At 41.6% G+C, this 20,354-nt stretch carries 23 protein-coding genes, 1 tRNA gene and 2 pseudogenes; 14 read left to right on the plus strand and 12 right to left on the minus strand.

The features are described 5' to 3' along the window. Positions 1 to 247: 247 nt before the first annotated feature. A pseudogene (locus ACQ86K_RS23510) lies at positions 248 to 1,107 on the plus strand (N-acetylglucosamine kinase). A gap of 207 nt (positions 1,108 to 1,314) precedes the next feature. On the opposite strand, the gene ACQ86K_RS23515 reads toward ACQ86K_RS23510, so the two are convergent. Further along, positions 1,315 to 2,007 (minus strand): NUDIX hydrolase, encoded by a 693-nt coding sequence (locus ACQ86K_RS23515; protein ID WP_371328320.1) that lies wholly within the window; start codon positions 2,005 to 2,007, stop codon positions 1,315 to 1,317. A gap of 128 nt (positions 2,008 to 2,135) precedes the next feature. On the opposite strand from ACQ86K_RS23515, the gene pfkA reads away from it, so the two are divergent. The 6 genes from pfkA to ACQ86K_RS23545 all read left to right on the plus strand — a co-directional run bounded on the left by pfkA (position 2,136) and on the right by ACQ86K_RS23545 (position 6,731). Continuing rightward, entirely contained in the window at positions 2,136 to 3,122 is a 987-nt protein-coding gene (gene pfkA, locus ACQ86K_RS23520; protein WP_091175145.1) for a 6-phosphofructokinase, read from the plus strand. Positions 3,123 to 3,129: 7 nt separating this feature from the next. Next, positions 3,130 to 3,792, plus strand: a complete 663-nt coding sequence (locus ACQ86K_RS23525; RefSeq protein ID WP_431198914.1) for a hypothetical protein — start codon at positions 3,130 to 3,132, stop codon at positions 3,790 to 3,792. Between the two features lie 11 nt (positions 3,793 to 3,803). Continuing rightward, positions 3,804 to 3,977 (plus strand): hypothetical protein, encoded by a 174-nt coding sequence (locus ACQ86K_RS23530; protein WP_431198915.1) that lies wholly within the window; start codon positions 3,804 to 3,806, stop codon positions 3,975 to 3,977. 6 nt (positions 3,978 to 3,983) lie between these two features. After that, positions 3,984 to 4,979, plus strand: coding sequence for a type I glyceraldehyde-3-phosphate dehydrogenase (gap, locus tag ACQ86K_RS23535; RefSeq protein WP_091175140.1), 996 nt, complete (start codon positions 3,984 to 3,986; stop codon positions 4,977 to 4,979). A gap of 102 nt (positions 4,980 to 5,081) precedes the next feature. Next, positions 5,082 to 6,083, plus strand: coding sequence for a hypothetical protein (locus ACQ86K_RS23540; protein WP_143020889.1), 1,002 nt, complete (start codon positions 5,082 to 5,084; stop codon positions 6,081 to 6,083). A 270-nt stretch (positions 6,084 to 6,353) separates the two neighbouring features. After that, on the plus strand, positions 6,354 to 6,731 hold the full coding sequence (locus tag ACQ86K_RS23545; RefSeq protein WP_431198916.1) for a hypothetical protein: 378 nt from the start codon (positions 6,354 to 6,356) through the stop codon (positions 6,729 to 6,731). Between the two features lie 395 nt (positions 6,732 to 7,126). Here the strand turns inward: ACQ86K_RS23545 and ACQ86K_RS23550 are convergent, their stop codons facing one another. From ACQ86K_RS23550 to ACQ86K_RS23575, 6 genes are all read right to left on the minus strand, one after another. Further along, entirely contained in the window at positions 7,127 to 8,371 is a 1,245-nt protein-coding gene (locus ACQ86K_RS23550) for a DUF5103 domain-containing protein (RefSeq protein ID WP_431198917.1), read from the minus strand. Between the two features lie 2 nt (positions 8,372 to 8,373). Further along, the gene (locus ACQ86K_RS23555) at positions 8,374 to 8,808 is read right to left on the minus strand and encodes a hypothetical protein (RefSeq protein WP_143020888.1); all 435 of its coding nucleotides are present in this window, start codon (positions 8,806 to 8,808) and stop codon (positions 8,374 to 8,376) included. A 127-nt stretch (positions 8,809 to 8,935) separates the two neighbouring features. Continuing rightward, positions 8,936 to 9,130: an ABC transporter C-terminal domain-containing protein gene (locus tag ACQ86K_RS23560; protein WP_431198918.1), complete on the minus strand. Its 195-nt coding sequence runs from the start codon at positions 9,128 to 9,130 to the stop codon at positions 8,936 to 8,938. A 26-nt stretch (positions 9,131 to 9,156) separates the two neighbouring features. Then, the gene (locus ACQ86K_RS23565; protein WP_431198919.1) at positions 9,157 to 10,857 is read right to left on the minus strand and encodes an ABC-F family ATP-binding cassette domain-containing protein; all 1,701 of its coding nucleotides are present in this window, start codon (positions 10,855 to 10,857) and stop codon (positions 9,157 to 9,159) included. A gap of 240 nt (positions 10,858 to 11,097) precedes the next feature. Beyond that, positions 11,098 to 11,871: an SGNH/GDSL hydrolase family protein gene (locus ACQ86K_RS23570; RefSeq protein WP_091175127.1), complete on the minus strand. Its 774-nt coding sequence runs from the start codon at positions 11,869 to 11,871 to the stop codon at positions 11,098 to 11,100. A 122-nt stretch (positions 11,872 to 11,993) separates the two neighbouring features. Beyond that, positions 11,994 to 12,353 carry a hypothetical protein gene (locus tag ACQ86K_RS23575; RefSeq protein ID WP_091175125.1) on the minus strand — a complete coding sequence of 120 codons (360 nt, stop codon included), beginning with the start codon at positions 12,351 to 12,353 and terminating at the stop codon, positions 11,994 to 11,996. A 158-nt stretch (positions 12,354 to 12,511) separates the two neighbouring features. Between ACQ86K_RS23575 and ACQ86K_RS23580 the strand changes: the two genes are divergently transcribed. Both ACQ86K_RS23580 and ACQ86K_RS23585 read left to right on the plus strand, forming a co-directional pair. Next, positions 12,512 to 13,009, plus strand: a complete 498-nt coding sequence (locus ACQ86K_RS23580) for a TspO/MBR family protein (protein ID WP_091175123.1) — start codon at positions 12,512 to 12,514, stop codon at positions 13,007 to 13,009. 66 nt (positions 13,010 to 13,075) lie between these two features. Beyond that, complete coding sequence (locus tag ACQ86K_RS23585) at positions 13,076 to 13,609, plus strand: hypothetical protein (RefSeq protein WP_091175120.1); 534 nt, start codon at positions 13,076 to 13,078, stop codon at positions 13,607 to 13,609. A gap of 148 nt (positions 13,610 to 13,757) precedes the next feature. Here ACQ86K_RS23585 and ACQ86K_RS23590 read toward each other — a convergent pair whose 3' ends face one another. From ACQ86K_RS23590 to ACQ86K_RS23600, 3 genes are read right to left on the minus strand one after another with little or no spacing between them, the layout of a single operon-like run. Beyond that, a complete protein-coding gene (locus ACQ86K_RS23590) occupies positions 13,758 to 14,519 on the minus strand; it encodes a BamA/TamA family outer membrane protein (RefSeq protein WP_431200920.1) in 762 nt (253 codons plus the stop codon). Positions 14,520 to 14,521: 2 nt separating this feature from the next. Beyond that, positions 14,522 to 15,808 (minus strand): hypothetical protein, encoded by a 1,287-nt coding sequence (locus tag ACQ86K_RS23595; RefSeq protein ID WP_431198920.1) that lies wholly within the window; start codon positions 15,806 to 15,808, stop codon positions 14,522 to 14,524. A gap of 53 nt (positions 15,809 to 15,861) precedes the next feature. Continuing rightward, positions 15,862 to 16,116 (minus strand): hypothetical protein, encoded by a 255-nt coding sequence (locus ACQ86K_RS23600; RefSeq protein ID WP_431198921.1) that lies wholly within the window; start codon positions 16,114 to 16,116, stop codon positions 15,862 to 15,864. Here ACQ86K_RS23600 and ACQ86K_RS23605 point away from each other — a divergent pair. The 3 genes from ACQ86K_RS23605 to ACQ86K_RS23615 all read left to right on the plus strand — a co-directional run bounded on the left by ACQ86K_RS23605 (position 16,107) and on the right by ACQ86K_RS23615 (position 17,177). Then, positions 16,107 to 16,856, plus strand: a complete 750-nt coding sequence (locus tag ACQ86K_RS23605; RefSeq protein WP_091175116.1) for a TrmH family RNA methyltransferase — start codon at positions 16,107 to 16,109, stop codon at positions 16,854 to 16,856. The genes ACQ86K_RS23600 and ACQ86K_RS23605 overlap by 10 nt on opposite strands. Positions 16,857 to 16,902: 46 nt before the next feature. Next, a tRNA-Cys gene (locus ACQ86K_RS23610) sits at positions 16,903 to 16,973 on the plus strand. 30 nt (positions 16,974 to 17,003) lie between these two features. After that, the gene (locus ACQ86K_RS23615) at positions 17,004 to 17,177 is read left to right on the plus strand and encodes a spore protein (RefSeq protein ID WP_090527770.1); all 174 of its coding nucleotides are present in this window, start codon (positions 17,004 to 17,006) and stop codon (positions 17,175 to 17,177) included. 240 nt (positions 17,178 to 17,417) lie between these two features. Here ACQ86K_RS23615 and ACQ86K_RS23620 read toward each other — a convergent pair. After that, positions 17,418 to 18,466, minus strand: a pseudogene (locus ACQ86K_RS23620) (quinone-dependent dihydroorotate dehydrogenase). Positions 18,467 to 18,759: 293 nt separating this feature from the next. Between ACQ86K_RS23620 and ACQ86K_RS23625 the strand changes: the two are divergent. Next, positions 18,760 to 19,362 (plus strand): DUF998 domain-containing protein, encoded by a 603-nt coding sequence (locus ACQ86K_RS23625; RefSeq protein ID WP_091175110.1) that lies wholly within the window; start codon positions 18,760 to 18,762, stop codon positions 19,360 to 19,362. A 23-nt stretch (positions 19,363 to 19,385) separates the two neighbouring features. Then, complete coding sequence (locus ACQ86K_RS23630; RefSeq protein WP_091175107.1) at positions 19,386 to 19,748, plus strand: hypothetical protein; 363 nt, start codon at positions 19,386 to 19,388, stop codon at positions 19,746 to 19,748. Positions 19,749 to 19,897: 149 nt separating this feature from the next. Here ACQ86K_RS23630 and ACQ86K_RS23635 read toward each other — a convergent pair whose 3' ends face one another. Then, a complete protein-coding gene (locus tag ACQ86K_RS23635; RefSeq protein WP_129570539.1) occupies positions 19,898 to 20,320 on the minus strand; it encodes a hypothetical protein in 423 nt (140 codons plus the stop codon). Positions 20,321 to 20,354 lie beyond the last annotated feature (34 nt).

A 20,354-nucleotide genomic window follows, 5' to 3' on the forward strand; every position in this document is an offset into this window, starting at 1 on the left:
TAAATTACTCTGTTTTTAAATTGTACGGCGCACTGCTTATCTGTAAACTTTACATTTAAAAAAAGGTATAGTTGACCTGATTAATTATTGATAACAATGGTATAAAAACACCATTTAAAGTTTAATTTATACAAAAAAGTAGCTATAACTTAAGTAAAAATCGCAATTTTCAATTTTTAAAATACTAAGTGTTTTTTTTACAATAAGTAAATCCTACTTTTAACCGATTTTTAAAAAAACAAAATTTATGATCATAATTGCTGACGGTGGCTCAACCAAAACAAATTGGTGCCTGGTTACCGAAGAGGGAAAAAAGTTTACTTCAATACCGAGGGTTATAACCCATACTTTTCAAGTACAGAGTATATTATACAGTCACTGAACGAAAGCCTGCCAACCGATCTTGAAAAAAACCTGATCACAGAGGTAAATTACTATGGTGCCGGCTGTTCAACCCCCGAAATGCGCAAAATTGTTGAGGAAGCTATGAAAGTAGTTTTCACAGGCGCAAAAGTTAATATTGGTCATGACTTGCTTGCTGCTGCCCGTGCCCTGCTCGGCAACACCGAAGGCTTTGCTGCCATATTAGGTACCGGAACTAATACCTGCATTTATGATGGTAAAGAAGTTGTACACAATATTGATTCGGGCGCTTACATCCTGGGTGATGAAGGCAGCGGTTGCTACATTGGCAAAAAGCTGTTAACAGATTACCTGCGCGGATACATGCCTGAGCCTGTACGTGCCCTTTTCTGGGAAACTTATAAACTTACTCCTGATGATATCAACGAGCAGGTATACACCCAGCCCCGTGCTAACCGTTTTTGCGCAAGCTTCAGCAAATTTGTTTACGATAACAACGTACACATCGAATACTCACGCAACCTGGTGCGTACCTCGTTCGACGATTTTTTCCGCAACCTGGTAACCCACTACCCTGATTATCAAAAATACACTTTCAACTGCATCGGTTCGGTAGGTTATAACTTCCGTAACGTGCTGGAAGAGGTAGTTACTGAAAATGGCATGGTTGTTGGCAACATCATCCGCTCGCCTATAGATAATCTGGTGAAATACCATTTGGAATTAGCACCAAGCTCTTTGTAAGATTCAAGAAGTCAAGAGTCAAGACCTAAGACGTTACGATTTTAAAAAGAAAGGACCGGAAGATTTTCCGGTCCTTTCTTTTTAAAATCGACGCAATCGCGAACTGTACGGAGGCGCTTGCAAAAGCCCTCTATTACTTTCGTGCTTACTGAATCTTGACATCCTGTTTCTGTCTTAATTCCTGATTCTTGACGTCTTGCTTCTATCTTACACCAAATTCATCTCTCCCTGAAAAATCTTCCCGTATTTGCGTTTATCAAATTTGTAGAGCTTAGCGGCGCGGTACGATACACCTTTCTGCTTTTCATCAAGCTCCTTCAAAAAGCCATAGCTGAGCATCTTTTTGCGGAAATTGCGTTTATCAAGCTTCTTATCCAAAACAGCCTCATAAAGCGACTGCAGTTGAGTGAGCGTAAATTTTTCGGGCAACAGCTCAAATGCTATCGGCTGGTAGTGTAGCCGGCGCTTTATTTTATTGAATCCTGTTTTAAAGATCTCACTATGGTCAAACGCCAGTTTAGGTAGTTCGCTTACCGGGTGCCAGAACGCTTTTTTGGCATATTGGGTAACCGGTCGTAATTCCTTTTGCCCGTTTATGCGGATCAATGCATAGTAAGCAACCGTAATTACACGACCCTGGGGGTGGCGGTTCACTTCGCCAAAAGTATGAAACTGTTGCATGTGCAAATCGCGCAAACCCGTAAGTTCATACAGGATCCGCTCGGCAGCATCATCAATACTCTCGTCTTGCTCAACAATATAGCCAGGCAGTGCAAGCCAGTCTTTATATGGCTCCTCGTTTCGCTCAATAAGCAAAATTTTGAGCTCGCCGGCTTCAAAGCCGAATATCACGCAGTCAATCGAGAATACGGAATCAAACTTGGGTAACATTAGTTCCAAACTATTAGTGAGATTTAGTTAATAAGTTTAAATATATAGCCTTAATTCCTAATCCAAAAAAAATAAATAAAATTTAATGGTGTAATCTACACACACTATCTTCGTAGCGTAAAATTAAGGAGCGAAAGATGCGTAAAATTTCAAAAATAGGGGTTTTAACTTCAGGTGGTGACGCCCCTGGAATGAACCCTTGTATACGTGCCGTTGTGAGGACCGCACTGTATAACGGGCTGGAAGTTGTAGGTATAAGGCAGGGTTATAAAGGCCTTATCGAAAACGATATGTATGAAATGGATAAACGCTCGGTAAGTAACATCCTTAATTTGGGTGGCACCATTTTAAAAACCGCGCGTTGCCTGCCTTTCAAAACCGACGAGGGCATGGAGATAGCATACCAAAACGCCAAAGCCCGTGGTATCGATGCCCTTGTGGTTATTGGCGGTGATGGTACTTTTACTGGTGCCCTGCGTTTTTCACGTAAGTATCCCGACATTGCAGTAATGGGCGTACCGGGTACAATTGATAATGACCTTTGCGGTTCAACCTATACCCTTGGTTTTGATACCGCTACCAATACGGTTATCCAGGCTATCGACAAAATCCGCGATACTGCCGATGCGCATGACCGCCTTTTCTTTATAGAGGTTATGGGCCGCGACTCGGGCGCTATTGCTTTACGTGCTGGTATATCATGCGGTGCCGAAGCTATTTTACTTCCTGAGCGCGCTACCGCTATTGATGATTTGATCGTAAACCTTAAAGAGGGCCACATGAACAAAAAATCATCAAGCATTGTAATTGTTGCCGAAGGTGATAAAAACGGCGGCGTTTATGATGTTGCAAAGGCTGTACAACAAGAAGTTAAAAATTACGACATAAAAGTTACTATCTTAGGCCACTTGCAACGTGGCGGTGCACCCTCAAGCTTTGACCGTATTTTGGGCAGCAGACTTGGCTTTGCAGCAGTTAATGCTTTGGTTGCCGGCGAATCACAAAAAATGGTAGGTTTGCAGGCCAATCAGATCATGATGACAGACCTGGAAGCAGCACTTAACCACCATGAGTTTAAGCTTGAAGAAGACCTTTTACAAATGATGGATATATTATCGATATAGATTATTAATGATTGCAGTTGTTTATAGCGGATCGTACTTTGCACATTGGAGGCTTACTGATAAGGGAAGAACTGTTGCTTCCTTTAAAACCAATGGCATAAATCCCTATTTTAACGACGAAAAACATATCCTTCAGCTTCTCAACAAAAACATCAATCTTATACACCATGCCGAAGTGATCAGACGCATCTACTTTTTTGGTGCGGGCGCCTCGTCAGACGAGCGGAAGAAGATAGTACATAGTGCTTTTTCAACCTTTTTCAAGTTCGGAAAAGTTTCTGTTGAGCATGACATTGCCGGGGCAGCGATAGCCTGCTGTAAAAACGAACCCGGCATTGTGAGCATTTGCGGCAGCGGCACCAATGCCGCTTGGTATGATGGAAGAAGAGTTTGGCCAAACAATTATGGCTTGGGTTATATCCTGGCCGATGAAGGCTCGGGCAACTGGCTGGGCAGGCAGCTCATCAAGGAATTCATGAACGATACCCTGCCTCTATCTATCCGTAAAAAGTTTATACACAAATACGATGCCGACCGTAAAAACCTGCTCGAAAAGGTTTACCGGCAAAAACAACCTGCTTTATTTTTAAGCTCATTTACCGATTTTTATCTCGATAATAAAAACGATCATCATCTGCAAAACGTCATAAAAAAGGATTTAGCAAGCTAATTTCCACATATTTGTTACCTTTATATCAGCAACACCCGGGTACGTCTGTTCACTTTGCAGGCTCTGTTGCTTTTAATTTTCAGGAACACTTGTATGAAGCTGCCGCCGAAGCTGATCTGCAAATCACTAACATAATTAAAGAACCCATAAATAATTTATTAACCTACTATTCAAGTAAAAATTAAAAAATCATGAAAATAGGAATTAACGGTTTCGGCCGTATTGGCCGCCTGGCATTCAGGGCTGCAATTGAAAGACCAGACATTGAAGTTGTTGGTATTAATGACCTTGTTGAGCCAGATTACATGGCTTACATGTTAAAATACGATTCAACCCATGGTCAGTTCAATGGTACTATTGCTGTTGAAGGCGGTCATTTGGTTGTTAACGGTAAAACCATCCGCGTTACTGCCGAAAAAGACCCTGCTAACCTTAAATGGAATGAAGTAGGTGCTGAGGTTGTAATTGAATCAACCGGTTTGTTCTTAACTCAGGAAACTGCTCAAAAACACATCGACGCCGGTGCTAAAAAAGTAGTAATGAGCGCTCCTGCAAAAGATGATACCCCTACATTTGTTATGGGTGTTAACCACAAAGCTTTGAAAGCCGATCAAAACATCGTTTCAAACGCCTCATGTACTACCAACTGTTTAGCTCCTATCGCTAAAGTATTGGACGATAAATTTGGTATCGAAGAAGGTTTGATGACTACTGTACACGCTGTTACCGCAACTCAAAAAACAGTTGACGGCCCATCTGCAAAAGATTGGAGAGGTGGTCGTGGTGCTTACCAAAACATCATCCCTTCATCAACAGGTGCAGCTAAAGCGGTTGGTTTAGTTTTACCTCAGTTAAAAGGTAAATTAACAGGCATGAGCCTGCGCGTACCGGTTGCCGACGTATCTGTAGTTGACTTAACTGTACGTTTGAAAAACGGTGCTTCTTATGAAGCCATAAAAGCTGCAATGAAAGAAGCTTCTGAAGGCGAATTGAAAGGCATCCTTGGCTACACCGAAGACGAAGTAGTATCTGAAGACTTTAAAGGCGATTCACGCACTTCAATTTTCGACGCTAAAGCCGGTATCGGTCTGAATGAAAACTTCGTAAAAGTTGTTTCATGGTACGATAACGAGTGGGGTTACTCAAACAAACTGATTGACCTTGTTCAGGAAATTGGCAAATTATAATCGCTGATTTTATCAGATATAAAAACGCCCTTCGGTTAGCCGGAGGGCGTTTTTGTTTGTCTGAACCGAGATGTGGGGAGATTTTTTGGATAGGCAGGATTTTTGTCAGATTTTCTATCCGCTAGTGGGAGCGTGCTTGCCGGTAATTTATTAAAAATCAGCGCGAAAAATCTCGTAAATGAAATTGGAGAGACATGGCCACCTGAATTCGCTACAGACTCGCGGGGGGTAGAGGCGCGCGAATCAATCTTAAAGCTGGCTGGTATCGAAATTGCCGAACATTTCGATAACTATAAGAAAAAAGTCAACTCAGAATTGGAACGCTTATTAAGTTTAGAGAAGCCCAATACATTCTCCTCAGTAGGTTTACTGGGAATGCCTCGTCATAATCCTGAAGTGTTGGCGGAAGTTATGCAAATGGCTTATGATAGCTCGACGCCTGCAAGTGAAATAGCGGGTCTGATACATATCAGTTATCGAAATAGAAAGCTGATTGAATCTGAAGAATTTATATTGCGGGTAAAATATTACATTAATGTTACCAAAGTAAGGAAGTATGTAGCTGGTTTCGCCCCTATGGAGAACTATCAGGATTTCTGTACTGATGTAAAGGATAACTTTAATAAAGCATTAGCACAAATGGGAGAAAAGCTTGGCGGTGATTTTCGATCGATTGAGTATGAATTTTATATGCAGGGCTCCGCTGTCTGGAAGCGTTATCCTACGGATCCTTTTCCTGAAGGGGTCGATCCGAATGATTATACCGAATTACCGGCTCCGGGGGATGTGGAGTTCGCCATAATAATGGACAGCGAGAACTTTGACGCATTTATTAGAGAACTGGATAAATGCAAGGTAAAAGCCACTGGGAGACTGAAAGATAAAATTAAAACTACGATAAAGTATACTGAAAAGAATAACGAGATTGGAAATAGTTTTCTTAAGTATTTTAAAGTTGATGACACGGATGCTCTTTCCATGATTCAAAATGCAGGCTTCACCCATCTTACAGGTGTTGCATCTTCGAAAAAAATAGGTTTTAAAATTTTCAAATCGGGAACGATTGGTGCATTGGAACCTCTCATTCCTTTCAAATACAAATAATGTTATGGCAATTGAAATAAAATATAAAAATTCATTGGGCGTAGAAGTATCCGCTCAACAGGCTAACCTTTTACAAGGTGATTACAGTTCTGAACATTATGTCGACGATGTTTTACAAAAAATTGACATATATGAGAACGGAGAGTTAAGCACCGGAGAGTATTATTTGTCGGAGGGGAAAATCTACAGAGCGTGCTTGCGGAATACCAGTCACTATGGAGGTCTGGAACGTTCTTCACCAATAAGCAACAAGTGGGAAATTATACTGTCATGAACTGGGGGCTCTATGAAAAAACAGAAAAGTTAGAAGAAGGGCGAAAGGTCTGGGATAACCAAGGTCGAATTATTGCTGAGGAACATGTTGATGCTGCAACACATCAGGTCCTATACACGGTTAAATATTTTTATTTAACAAACTTTGGAAGTTTTGCCTATACAGATAGGGTCCTTAACTACGGTACACTTGAGTTTACTTATGGTCTTAGTGAGCCAGATGAAATTACGGTATCGGTTAATTTGCCCGATTTCGATAATGAAATATATTATATAACGGAAGAGGAAAATATTTTAAATCATCCTCTTATAGCTCCTTTATTCTCATGGGATACTCAAACTTATTATCATTCTGATCAACTGTTGCCGATTTAGAAGTGGTGATCGTATCGCATCATTTATTTGAATGCGGGGAGGTTCAACGTTTGATAAATAATACTAAAAATACAGTTATGCCTACTTTAAATAAAGCGGTTACAAAGAGGTATTATCCAAGATTGTCCGAGCTAATGTCGATAGACGCGCTTCCAGAATTTCTGCATTTTGCAGAAACCCCCACTGGCGCGAGTATGCAGCGCTGACGAAAGCGTGGCGTACTCGTGACTTTTTTATTGTAAACGTATAACAGGATTTAGCAGTTAAACTCTAAACTTTTTTAGGATGAGACAGCCTTCTCCTAAGCGGAAGCTTTTAATTCGCAAACGCTGTTAAGTTTGTTTTTTAAAGTCCGCTCCTTCGTAGAGAATTTAGGTGAGGCCATTATCTTTTTGTCACCAATTCCCTGAAACCCACCAGTTCATCCCAACGGGCTGCGGGGGGCGATAATAGGTAAGCACCTGGTATTCGTTTTCGGTTTCAAAGTGACTGCCTTCAAAAGGGATATCATCTGCTTTGCCGGTTTTGGCATCCACCCAAACGTATTCATAGTCATAAACGCCTTGTTTTAGCAACATGTTTACGGTGTATCTCCCGTTATCAAGCGGGTGCAATTTGTTACTATCATCAAGGCGGTAGTTGTTGAACTGGCCTACCACATATGGCGCTCCGTCGTTAGGATTTTTATTGGTTGATAACGTGAAGTATACATGAGCATAGTCAGCATCGGTGGCTGGCGTGGTACCGTCGTTATTCAGGATGTAAAACTTGCCGTCGTTATCGTATTGAAAAATGTAGTTGGGCTTGTCGCGCACCGGGTCGCCAAGCAGTACAACAACGTTGGTAGAATCCTTATAAATTTTGGCTACCCTTTGCGAATTAAGCTTGAGCGTACGCGTATCAAACAGCCTGAACTCATTACGGCCAGGAAAATCATTAATGCTTACATCGTTATAAATTAACTGCGAACCACGGATATAGGTTGGCTGCCCGTTAAGCACTGTAGTTTCAGTACGGGCGTTTTGCATAATAAAAGTACGCAAAGCATAAGCCGGGTTCTGCACAACAAGCCCCGAATAATCAACCGTAAAGTTGATCTTCTGATTGGTTTGCCGTGTGGCATTATTGGGCGATGCTACCATATCAGCTGCGATAGATATCCTTTTGCCCAACACATACAACCTGCGGGTAAGCACCATTTTGTTTTGATCGCCATCTTCATAAACCTTCAGCACATAATTGCCCGATATTTTGGGAGCGATGTTATTGTTGGGCAGCGAAATTTCATAATGGGTATATTTTTGCATAGTACCGGTTGAATAGCTGTAGTTATACAACCGGTCATCAGTAAAGCTTTGCAGGTACTCGGCAGATGAAAGGTTTGACGAGTTCCAGTTGGCATCGCAATGCTCAATGGTATAATAGTAATTACGGCTGCCCCCGCGCAGGTCATCGAAAGTTAGCAGCACCCTTTCATCGGTCCCCAAATTAATAACCGGGAAAGAGCCCTGCTTCGCGGTATTATAAAACTCAACGCTTTTTATGGCTGAAGAGTAAACGTTGTTGTTATAGGGTGATTGAGCGAAGGTTTGTTGTATAAGCAAGGTAAAGATCACCATGCCTAAAAATATCTTTGTCAATTTCATTCCGGTTCAATATCTATTTTATCCCGCTGCAAATATTGTTTAACGTCAAAACTAAACAATGTGATTGATAATATTAAGAAGGGCGTAGCTGAACCCAGGCTAAACTCTGAAAGGCTATCGCCATTGAAAATATTATGCGTCAGAAAAAGCAGCGCTATCCACATAACAAAAAGCGCTATAAGCCGGGTAATTATGTGCTCTTTGTGAGTCGCAATAAATAACAAAAGCTGTCCTGTCAAAAGAATTAATGCGGATGCTAAAATTGAATTATCGTAATTATTTGATAAGCTAAACGACAATTTGTTTTCACTTGCAAAAGGAAACATTACTTCAAACAATATTATTGGCCCGACGCTATGCCCGGCACCAATTAAAATAAAACAACTGGATATTAATACAGCGATGGTAAGCCCACGATATTGATTGTCCATGTACTAATTTAGGTTTAACACGAATATAAAAAAGCCACTATCATAATGCAATAGCGGCTTTCATTCACGATACTTTACTCTACGCTTATCAAAGCCCTCTCCCTTTAGGGGAGGGTTTGGGTGGGGCTTACGATTCCAACTCCAAAATCTGCTCGGCCAGGGCTTCCCACTTGTCCTGCATTTGTTTCAGCTCGGTTTGTTTAGCGCTATAGGCAGCATTGGTTTGTTTTAGTTTGCCGTTATCGCTGTATATTTTTTCGTCGGCCAGCTGGGTTTCAAAGTGCTTTACCTCTTTTTCGAGGTCGGCGATCTGCTGCTCCATTTTGGCCAGGTCCTGGTTCAGTTTCTTTAATTGCTGATGCTTATTTTCGCCTTGCGGCTGTTTAACGGGCTCGGGCTTTTTCTCTTCTTTTTGGGTTGAGGTGCAGGTGCAGCTGCTTTGGGTTCCAGTTTACGTTTGGCATACCATTCGTCAAATTCGGCATAAGTACCCGGATAAATTTTAATCTTTTGATCTTCTATAAACCAGATCTTGTTGGCTACGTTATCAAGGAAATACCTGTCGTGCGATACCACAATGAAAGTACCCTCGTACTGGTCAAGCGCCTGGATCAGGATATTAACCGACTGCATATCCAGGTGGTTGGTAGGCTCATCCAGTACCAGGAAATTAGCATCAGCGGTAAGCGCCTTAGCCAATGCTACACGTGATTTTTCACCACCCGATAATACCTTGATCTTCTTGAACACATCATCCCCGGTAAACAAAAACGAACCTAAAATGGTACGCAGCTCGGTATCTGTATGCTTAGGTGCAAATGATTGCAGTTCCTGCAATATCTGATTTTCGAGGTGTAAAGATTCCAGCTGGTGCTGGGCAAAAAACGTAGTAGTTACGTTATGGCCGGTGGTTACCGTACCAGTGTAATCTTTATCGGCAGATGCAATAATGCGCAACAGGGTTGATTTACCTTTACCGTTGGCACCGATGAGTGCAATTTTATCACCTTTTTCAATTACAGCTTCGGCGTGGTCAAGAATATCGATAGCAGGGTATTTTTTGGTGATATCCTCTAAAGTGATCACGTGCCTACCCGACTGTTTGCTGAAACGGAAAGCGAAGTTAACGGATGGATTATCGTCATCCACATCGTCAATACGCTCCATTTTATCCAGCATTTTGATGCGGGACTGCGCCATTTTAGCCTTAGAAGCTTTGGCACGGAAACGCTCGATCAAACGCTCTTCCTGTTTAATTTTTGATTGCTGATTTTTAAACTCGCCACGCTGAATTTCTTCACGCAGGGCTTTTTCTTCGAGATAGAAAGAATAATTACCTGCGTAAACGGTCAACTTGCCCTTCCTCGATTCAACCGTACGATTGATCACTTTATCCAGGAACCACCTGTCGTGCGATACGATGATGATAGCACCGGGGAATGATTTCAGGTAATCCTCCAGCCATTGGATAGACGGTAAGTCAAGGTGGTTGGTAGGCTCATCCAGCAGCAGGATATCAGGTGCTTGTAACAGGATCTTGGCCAGCATTACACGCATGCGCCAACCGCCCGAAAAGGTACTCAGCTTGCGTTTGCAATCCTCGTCGCTAAAACCCAAGCCGGCTAAAATCTCATGGGCTTTATATTCGATATTATAACCATCGAGCAATTCAAACTCGTGCTGCTTGTCGCTCAGTTTATTTAATAGTTCTTCGCTATAATCCGTTTCCAGCTTTTTGAGCAGGTTCTCGATCTCATCGTGCAGCTGGTTTTGGCGCTCAAAGGCTTCCATGGCCACGTGTACGATATTTTTATCAGATGAATAAGAAAGTAGATCCTGGTTAAGGTAACCCATGGTAAGGTCCTTAGCCATTGAAACAGTTCCGGAGGTAGGCTTATAGTCGCCTACAATAATTTTTAAAAGGGTAGTTTTACCAGTACCGTTGGCACCAATTAAACCAATTTTTTCACCGGGTTTAATATGCCAGTTGGCTTCATCATATAAGGCCCGCGCACCAATCTCGAACGTAAGGTTATTTATAGCAATCATTTACGCGCAAAGATACGCTTTTTTGAGGTGAAAGGCTAAAGGCGAAAGGTCTTTAAAAAGCGACAGACAAATAAAAAGGCCAAAGATACACCAAGCCGTATGCAAAGTTGTAGCTACCTTTAGCCTTTTACCTTTTATTTGCAAAGCTGAAGCTACCTTTCACCTTTAGCCTTTACCCCTTCACCTTTTATTTGCAAAGCCGCAGCTACCTTTTGCCTTTCACCTTTATCCTTTTACCTTCTAAAGAGCTCCAACCGCTTTCAACCATGTTTGTGCCATAAGGGCTTCGCCGGCTACGCTGGGGTGTACGCCATCAAGGTTCCAGTAAGTTGCCGGTGCTCTTTGCTCGGCTTTATCAAATGCCGATTGGTAAGGCACAAATACCGCGTCGAACTCAGCAGCGATATCCTTAGCAGCTTTGCGAAACGAATCAAACGTTGGGTACCATTTATCATCAACGGCCTTCACATTTTTTTCGGCAAAGGGTTCGCAAATCACCAGTTTAATATCGGGCAGGGCCTGTTTGGTACGTGTGAGCAGTGCGCGGTAATCAGTAATATAAGTATCTATTGTGCCTTTATAACCACCGGTAAGGGTATGCCAAAAGTCATTCACGCCTATGTGAATGCTCAATATGTTTGGTTTAAGGGCAAGACAATCGGTATCCCAGCGCTCGGCAAGCTGATATACTTTATTGCCGCTGATACCTTTATTGTAAATCTTCAAACCTTTATCAGCATGTTTAAGCAGCAATTGTGAAGCAGTTAGCAAGGCATAGCCCGAACCTAAAGCACTGGTAGTATTCGGTTCGGTTTTGCTATGGTCACGCCCCCAGTCGGTAATGGAGTCGCCCTGAAAAAGCACTACATCGCCCTGGTTAAAAGTTAGCTTTTTTGCAGGTTTTTCGGCAGCTAAAGCCGATGAAACAATTGATGGTATGCCCATAGCTGCAAGCGTGCCTACAGCAGTGGTTTTTAAAAAATGACGACGGTAGTTTTGTTTGGTATCTTTCATTTGAGGATTATAAAGGTATTTGTCGAAAATACTGATTTAGTGTAACTATTAAAATTTTGTTGGGTTCTGTATCAGTATTTGTAAAAGGAATATTACGTGCATCACTACTGCAGCAACGGTTCTTATTTATCAGCCACAAAATTTATCGGCTTTGCCGGATCAAAGGTAACATACACCCGTTTCCAGGGCTCATCATCCATCAACCGCCATTTGTGCGCAGTTCCCGTAGTATCCTGCGCTATCAGTATTTCGCCGGGCTCAAGTATAAATTTTTCGCCGGGATAGGTTTCAAATTCAAGCGTACCGGTAAGGGTTATCACGTACTGATTTGTAGGGGCATTATGGTAATCATAAAATGCATGCGGTTCCGATTCCTGAAACCTAAGCGCAAGGGCTTCATTAAGTGTCCCTAAATCAACCATCCCTTTTTGTATATGTGAATGACCGTCATCACCGGTATATAACCTGTAGGCTTTTATCATACAGGCTAAACTAACATTTAACTGTTAATACTACCTGCCCCTTGTGTATTTATTGCAAAACAGTTGCTTTATTGAGCATTAATGTTTATTTTATTTAGTTTTAAAGATTATTCATTCACAGTAAAACTTAGGCTTCCTTTAAGGGTTCAGATAATATTATGTCCGTAGCTGTATCTACCAAACGTTTTCAATTTTTCCCATACCTCATCAGTTTGCTGATTGTATTATTTATTGGTTTTGTTGCCTCACTGGTAACCCGGCCCGAAATTGCCGGCTGGTATAGCACACTCAAAAAGCCATCGTTTAACCCACCACCCTGGCTGTTTGCACCGGTATGGACTGCAATTTATATTATGATAGCGACCGCCGCTTATCTTGTATGGAAACACCGCAGCCGTAAGCCGGTTTACATTATTGCCCGTTCGATATACTTTATTCAGCTTATTTTAAATTTTTCGTGGTCGATAGTATTCTTTGGCATGCATCAAATAGCCGCAGCTGCGGTTGTAATCATTTTACTGTGGCTCAGTATTGTGGCAAACATTAACTGGTTTAATAAATTTAGCCGTACTGCTTCGTGGCTGCTTGTGCCCTATTTACTATGGGTAAGCTTTGCCAGCATACTTAACATGAGTATTTATTTCCTTAACCGATAGCTCATAAAAAACACTATTTTTATTGCAGATAATTGCAGCATCGATAAAGAATCTCTCTATCAAGCCATGAAAAAACTTTTACTTATTTTTTGCCTTATTACAGCGGCACACAGCTTTGCTTTTGCCGATAAAACCGCTATCAACAACTTTGTAGTTAAAGAAAACCCCTTTGCGGTTGACGAGGTAGCTGTAGTTGCAACCGATACGGCAGGCGTAATACAGGAAAATGTAAACGGCGTTTTCACCTTTGTAATGAATGGTTTTACCGAAGAACTTAAGTTTGACAAAGGCACTGCTTTTTACCGCCACAAGCTTGATCGTTCAACCTTCCTGTACGCCAAACACATGAACGATTCCGGCACACACGCCATACTATACTACATTTACAAGCACGACAGTAAACTAAGTCCATTCCATATCAGCTGGGTATTACTGATAGCTATCCCTCTTTTACTGGTGTTACTGGCCTATATGTTTAAACGGTTCATCATTATTGCTGTAGTAATATTTTGTATCTTCCTGTATTTCAACTACCACAACGGATTAAGTATCCCAACCTTTTTTGAAAGCATTATTGACGGGTTGAAGAATATGTTTTAGAAGGAAGGTAAAAGGTCAAAGGCGAAAGGTTAAAGTTTTTTTAGGGAGAGGTGAAAGCAAAACGAAAAGTAAAAGGTTTAAAAACAGATGCAAACGTAAAGCTGCAGCTACCTTTTGCCTTTCACCTTTATCCTTTTACCTAAAAATCTTAAAACGGTAATCCAATACCAAAGTTCAACTGCATAAAGTTGTAATCTTCTCCGTTGGCTGCTTTGTAAGCTTGTTTGAATGAACCTTTGCTAAACAGTTCGCCGGCATGGTTAATCAGCACCCATTGGTTAGCTCCGCTAAATTGCGGGTCTTTTAGTTTAAAGGCTGCATCGAGTCTAAAAACGAAGAAACTTAAATCAAACCTCAACCCAGTGCCGATACCTAAAGCCGTTGAGCTTAAAAAATTGTTCAGTTTAAACTGCCCGTTGGGGTTGTCAGGCTCGTCATGCAAGCGCCATACATTACCGGCATCAACAAAAACCGCACCTTTGAGTTTTGCACCAAAAAAGTTATTTGCCAACAGGTACCGGTACTCGGCATTGGTGATAAATTTAATCTCGCCAAACTGATCAAGATATTTCAGGCGTGCCCGGTTATTAACATCAGTTCCATAAAATGAAGCGCGGTTAAATTGTCCCGGGCCTAATGTGCGCGGCAGCCAGGCCCTGATATCATTGGCTCCACCTGCATAAAAATTCTTTTCAAAAATAAGCTGATTGCTATTACCGTAAGCGATGCCTATACCCGGGTTTATGCGGAAAACAAATTGTTTTTCGCCGCCAAAATTTCGGTAGATGCGCGTATCAAGCTCAACTTTGGTATACTGCGCAAAGGTATATCCAAAAAGCTTGTGTTGCCCAAGAGTATCTTTAGGAGCATTGGTGAGATTGCTTACCAGGTTAAGAAAATTTCCGCCAATATCTAAACTCCCCGGAAATAGGTAAAGTTTTCATAACCATTAAGCTTTATGGCATTAACCTGGTAAGTGTATTGGCTACCGGATGTAAAAACCGTACGCCCGATTAAATAAACATAGGAGTACCTGTTTTGAGCAAGCAGCGCCGCCCTTGCAGCCGGATCAATTATACCTCTCGAAAACTCAATGTTAATGGGCGTAATAGTATGCGTTTTATACGGCGTATCAAAAAAGTCGTAAGTGATGGAATTGATAAAACTTTCGCGCTTAACCAAATCTTTTTGGTAAAACAATGAATAGTTTGATGAAAACGTGGTATGCGGAACCGCAAATTTACCAAGAAACGGAAATTTGAACGGAAGCAAAAGTCGCGGATAGACAAGCTGTGCCCCTACCCTAAACTCCTGGTTTTGAATACTGCTGTGATCATTACCAACAGTATTGCCGTTATCAAAAAGGATGCTCCAGTTAACTTTTAGCTGCAATATAGCAGCCTGTTTAAATAAATTCCTGTCGGTAAAAGTATTACCCACGTTATAACCAAAACGACCGCCGCTAAAAAGCACCTCACCCTCTACACGGTCACTCATCCGTTTAAGCGGCACAATATCTATCCGGGTATTAAGCCTGTTAGAGCTATCCTTCAGTTTTTCGTAAACGGGGTTGGGCACATTTCTGAAAACATTTAATTCTGATAAGCGAGTGGTGGTGCGTGTTTGCTTATCAATATCGTATATTTCGCCTTTTTTCTGAAAAACGTAATCGGTTACTACCCTTGGTTTAAACCTTTTTGAGTAGTCAACAAACCTGAATTGTGAATCAACCTGTATCGTATCAACTTTGCCCGGTGTACGCCCCTGGCTGTTTGATATCGTAATTAATGTATTGTTGATAGTATAAACCGGGTGCTGTGTTTTCCCCGCCGGATTATCAATGATCATTTTTACATCAACCACACTGCTGTTAAAGGTAGAATCATAGGTAAAATTGATATACTGCCTGTAAAAGTCGTAGTAGCCGTTATGCTTCATCAGCAAATAGAGCTGATCGCGGTCGTAAGCTAAACTATCAGTGTCAAACCTGCCGCCCGGCTGTATGTGTGATATCCTGTTGCGGTTACCATTATACAATGCTTTAATATTATTATCGGCAATACTATCAGTAAATTTGCGGATGCGGAACATAGGTCCCTCATTAGCAGTAAAAATCAGCTCAGCCTTTTGCTTTTTTATCACTACACTGTCGGTGACCTTTGCTTTGAGGTAACCACGGCTGCGGATGTATTTTTCCATCTGTACACGCGAGTACTCGATCAGGTTACTATCAACAACAACGGGGGCTTCGCCTATATTTTTTTACCTTTATTGCTAAAAGTATAGTACAACTGCAGATTGAGCCAGTTATTGGGTTGTTGCTCCTTATCCACATAATTTATAGCGGTCTCGGCAAATTGCTCATCAATACCTTTTATAGTAATTTTGCGTATAAGCGCCTGATCTTTACGGATGCCACGGGTAATGCTGCAGCCCGAACCGATAATAACCAGTAAAATACTTAATATTGTAAGGCGGTAAACAGCAGGCTTAGTATATGCTTTCAAAATCACAGATCAGTTTATTAAAATCCTTACAACATAAAAAATTCCGTAAAGAGCATGGCTTGTTTTTGGTTGAGGGTTACAAATCAGTTGTTGAATTTGTAAACGCTGCATACCAGGTTGATGCTATATACCATACATCCGAAATTGCTCCAAAAATGATGAATTTATCCCGAAAAATAAATTTTCAGGAAATTTCATCTTCAGATCTGGAAAAGATCAGCAGTTTGAAAACCCCGCAGGATGTAATTGGTTTGATTAAAATACCAAAATGGCCCCGATTAAATTATAACTTACTGAAAAACAAGTTCTCGCTGATACTTGATGGGGTGCAGGACCCCGGCAATATGGGCACCATTATCCGCACGGCCGACTGGTTTGGCATTACCGATATTATCTGTTCTGACGATACCGTTGATGTTTATAACCCCAAAGTGGTACAGGCTACCATGGGCTCATTAGCTCGGGTAAACGTGCATTACGGCAATTTAACGACCATCCTCGCCGAAATAAAGCTTCCTTTATTTGGCGCCATGCTCGATGGCGAAAATATCTACAGCACCAATTTCGGCCATGAAGGTTTACTGGCTATGGGCAACGAGGGTAATGGCTTACGCCCTGAAATACAGCAGTTAATAAATAAAACAGTAACTATACCCCGGATAGGTTATGCCGAATCATTGAATGTAGCTATAGCTACGGCCATATTATGTTCAGAAATAAAAAGAAATTCGTTCAAATAAATTTGCCCGCTAAAAATAATTACTATCTTTGCAGTCCTTAAAAAAGGGTCGGATGGCCGAGTGGCTAGGCAGAGGTCTGCAAAACCTTTTACAGCGGTTCGAATCCGCTTCCGACCTCAGGGTTAAAAAAATTTAAAATAAAAGACAATGGGCGTTACTCGTTTAAAAAGAAAAGACAGGAGAAATAAAACTTTTTCACGCTTGGAAGTACAGTTCTTGAAACTGGCTACTAACCTTGAATACGGAAGCCGTTCTGCTGAGTCAAAACACAGCCAGATAGCTAAAAACAATGCAGCTTTAGATATCGCATTAGGCAAATAATTCTCTCTTTCTTCGGAAAAAAATTTAAAGTCCTGCCGGTTTCCGGCGGGACTTTTTTGCATTATGATTTTGAACCATGATTGTCAGGATTTGAGGATGGACTTGATATTTTCTTCCGAAGCCCATGTCCTTACGGATTCAGACAAAAATATCATTCAATAAACTAAAAGGCATAAGGTCTCCGCGAGGAAACGGGGATATCCGGCATCAAAATGTATATTTCAGGGCAATCCTCAAATACTAAGAATCACGGTTCAGAAGCTTCCTGTTAATCCTTCCAATCAGCCCAGGCCCTTCATAAATAAAGCCAGTATAAAGCTGTACCAAAGATGCACCTGCATTCAGCTTCTCAATGGCATCTTCGGCAGAGTGAATCCCCCCACTCCGATGATGGGGAATGATCCGTTAGATTTTTTATGCAGATAAGCAATAACTTCTGTTGAGCGTTGGGTAAGTGGCTTACCACTCAAACCGCCGGTTTCTCCTTTTAATTTCGATGGAGATGAAAGGTTTTCACGGCTGATAGTGGTATTGGTGGCAATTACCCCGGCTATGCCTGTTTGCTGCACAATATCAACAATATCGTCCAGTTGGGAATCAGTTAAATCAGGCGCTATTTTTAGCAGGATAGGTCTGCTGATACCGTTTTTATTATTACGTTGCTGTAATGTATTCAAAATTTCCATCAAAGGTCCCTTTTCCTGCAGGGCACGCAAGCCCGGAGTATTGGGTGAACTTACGTTTACTACAAAATAATCAACTACATCAAACAGGCGGTCAAAGCATTTAATGTAGTCGTTAACAGCATCCTCATTAGGGGTAACCTTGTTTTTACCAATGTTGCCGCCAATGATCAGTTGTTTGTTGATATTTTTCTGATCGCGCCTGAAAGCTGCGATTCGTTCGGCAGCTATGTCTACACCAAAATTATTAAACCCCATGCGGTTAATGAGCGCGCTATCTTCCGGCAGGCGGAACATGCGTGGCTTTTCGTTACCAGGTTGCGGCAGCGGTGTAACAGTACCAATCTCAACAAAACCAAAACCAAGGTTGGCCATTTCGCCCATCATTTCGGCGTTTTTATCAAAACCTGCAGCCAGTCCAACCGGGTTCCTGAACTTCAGACCAAAAACCTCGCGTTCAAGCTTCGGATCTTTTACATCCCACATCGCTTTACTTAACGATGCACCACCCGGAAAACGATTAAAGCGCTTCAGGTTGCGGGTAACAAAGTAATGCACATTTTCCGGATCGAACTTAAACAGGATGGGTTTTATCAACTGATACATGCCGCGAAGTTAGCACATTTTTGTGATGGTGAATAAATGTATGGGTATAACCGGTATCTGTTTCATCTCTGTGATATTACGCTGTGTTGCCCCCTCCCTGCCTGACAAGGGCGAAGTGCATCTAAATCAAATTCAGGTTTCGTCAATCCATTTTTAAACTAACACATTTTGGCGAAGCCATTAAAGAGTTTTGAAAAAATAAAATAAAAAACATAGTACTATGTATTGTATAGTACCATGTTTAATATTAACTTTGTTTTAGTCGAAAGAAAAACAAGTTGAATATTATTAAAATGGACACTAAACCGCTACTCTATACCGGCATCATTATTCCCATTGTATTTTGGCTTTCAACCATTGTTTGCGGGTTTGTGCATGGTAATTACAATCATTTCAGCAATACAATCAGTGAGCTGGGCGCTATCGGCACAAAATCTGAAACGCTGATGGAAACATTTACGCTGCTCAATACAGTGCTCAGCGTGTTTTTTATGGCGGGCCTGTTTATTGCTTGCAGCCAGTTGGGGCTTAATATCCTGCCGGTGTTTGGGGTGATAGGTTTCCCTATCATGTTTGGCTGGGCGGCTATATTTCATGCAGGCAACCCGCTGCATTCGGCATCCGGGCCGGTGTTTTTACTCCTTTACGCAGGTGCGCTGCTTTCTGCTATCTTATGGCGGGGAGAGGAGTTTAGACAGATCAGGAAGCTTTCGCTATTAAGCCTGGGTATTATGCTGCTCATCTTTATCCGCTTCATTCCTTCGGCTACTATTCAAAACAATTATACCGGGCTTATTCAAAGATTGGCCCACCTGGGTTGGTCGGTTTGGTTTATATCGCTCGGCTCCTGCTTTATTAAACTGCTCAACATCAAAGAGCAGCGTCAATTAAAATAATCAACATTAAAAAAAACAACAACATGAAAAAATTATTAGGTTATGTATTGGTTGTCATAGGTTTGATAGCCTTATTAGATGCCTGCCACATAGGCGGAAGGCATACAGTGATTTCTGAAAACGCTGATGGTAGAGTAAGACGGATTGAATACTGGGGGCACGTGTATTTTACCGCTGATAGCACGGGCATCAGCAGGATCTCGCCTAATGGGAAGGTAAAATACAAAAATAATGACTTTGAAATAAGTGCCGAAAGCGATTATAACGGGCGTATTACCTATCAGTTTAATGATGGCGAAAAGAAAAAAGAACTCGATAATAATGAGAAGTCCTCATTAGCAAGCGCCGTACGGGATATGATGAAGATAGGGCATTACGCTAAATAACTATTATATAAGGTAAGTGTAGCTTACAGTTTACTTACCCCCTCCTGTGTTCTTCTCTGCGTTGCAAAGCGGGCAAAAAACACCTCCTCTCTTTATGCTTATTTAGAGAGGAGGTAACGAGCATAGCGGTGCCGGGGGAGTAACGGCAATTATTTCATCCGTACATATACCTCACTATACCCATCGGCTATATAAATCTCATTCAGGTAAAGCGTATCGTGCCTTATGAGGTATGAAACCGGGCGAGTATCAAGCGTAGGCCCGGAGATCAATAATATATCTGCCTTTTCTGTTGGGCTATATTGATAGTTTGGAGTAGTGCGAAAATTGCCGCTAATCTGTAGCACGTTGTTTTGGAACCTTTTGAAACTGCTATCAGCATAAAATTCATTTCGAATATTGTAGCCGCTGCTTTGTGGCGTAACGGTAAAGCCGCCAATACCGCCAACTGATTTTATCCAGCGCCATTTGCCAACAATACTGCTGCTGCCCGGGCCGGGAAGATCGCCTTTATTACAGGCGGTTATACTACCTAATAAAATTATGGATACTGCTAACAGGATAATTTTCATAATTGTGGGTTTATAAGATACCTTACGGTACAGC

Source organism: Mucilaginibacter sp. P19 (genome assembly GCF_050632265.1).
GTDB classification, from domain to species: domain Bacteria; phylum Bacteroidota; class Bacteroidia; order Sphingobacteriales; family Sphingobacteriaceae; genus Mucilaginibacter; species Mucilaginibacter gossypii.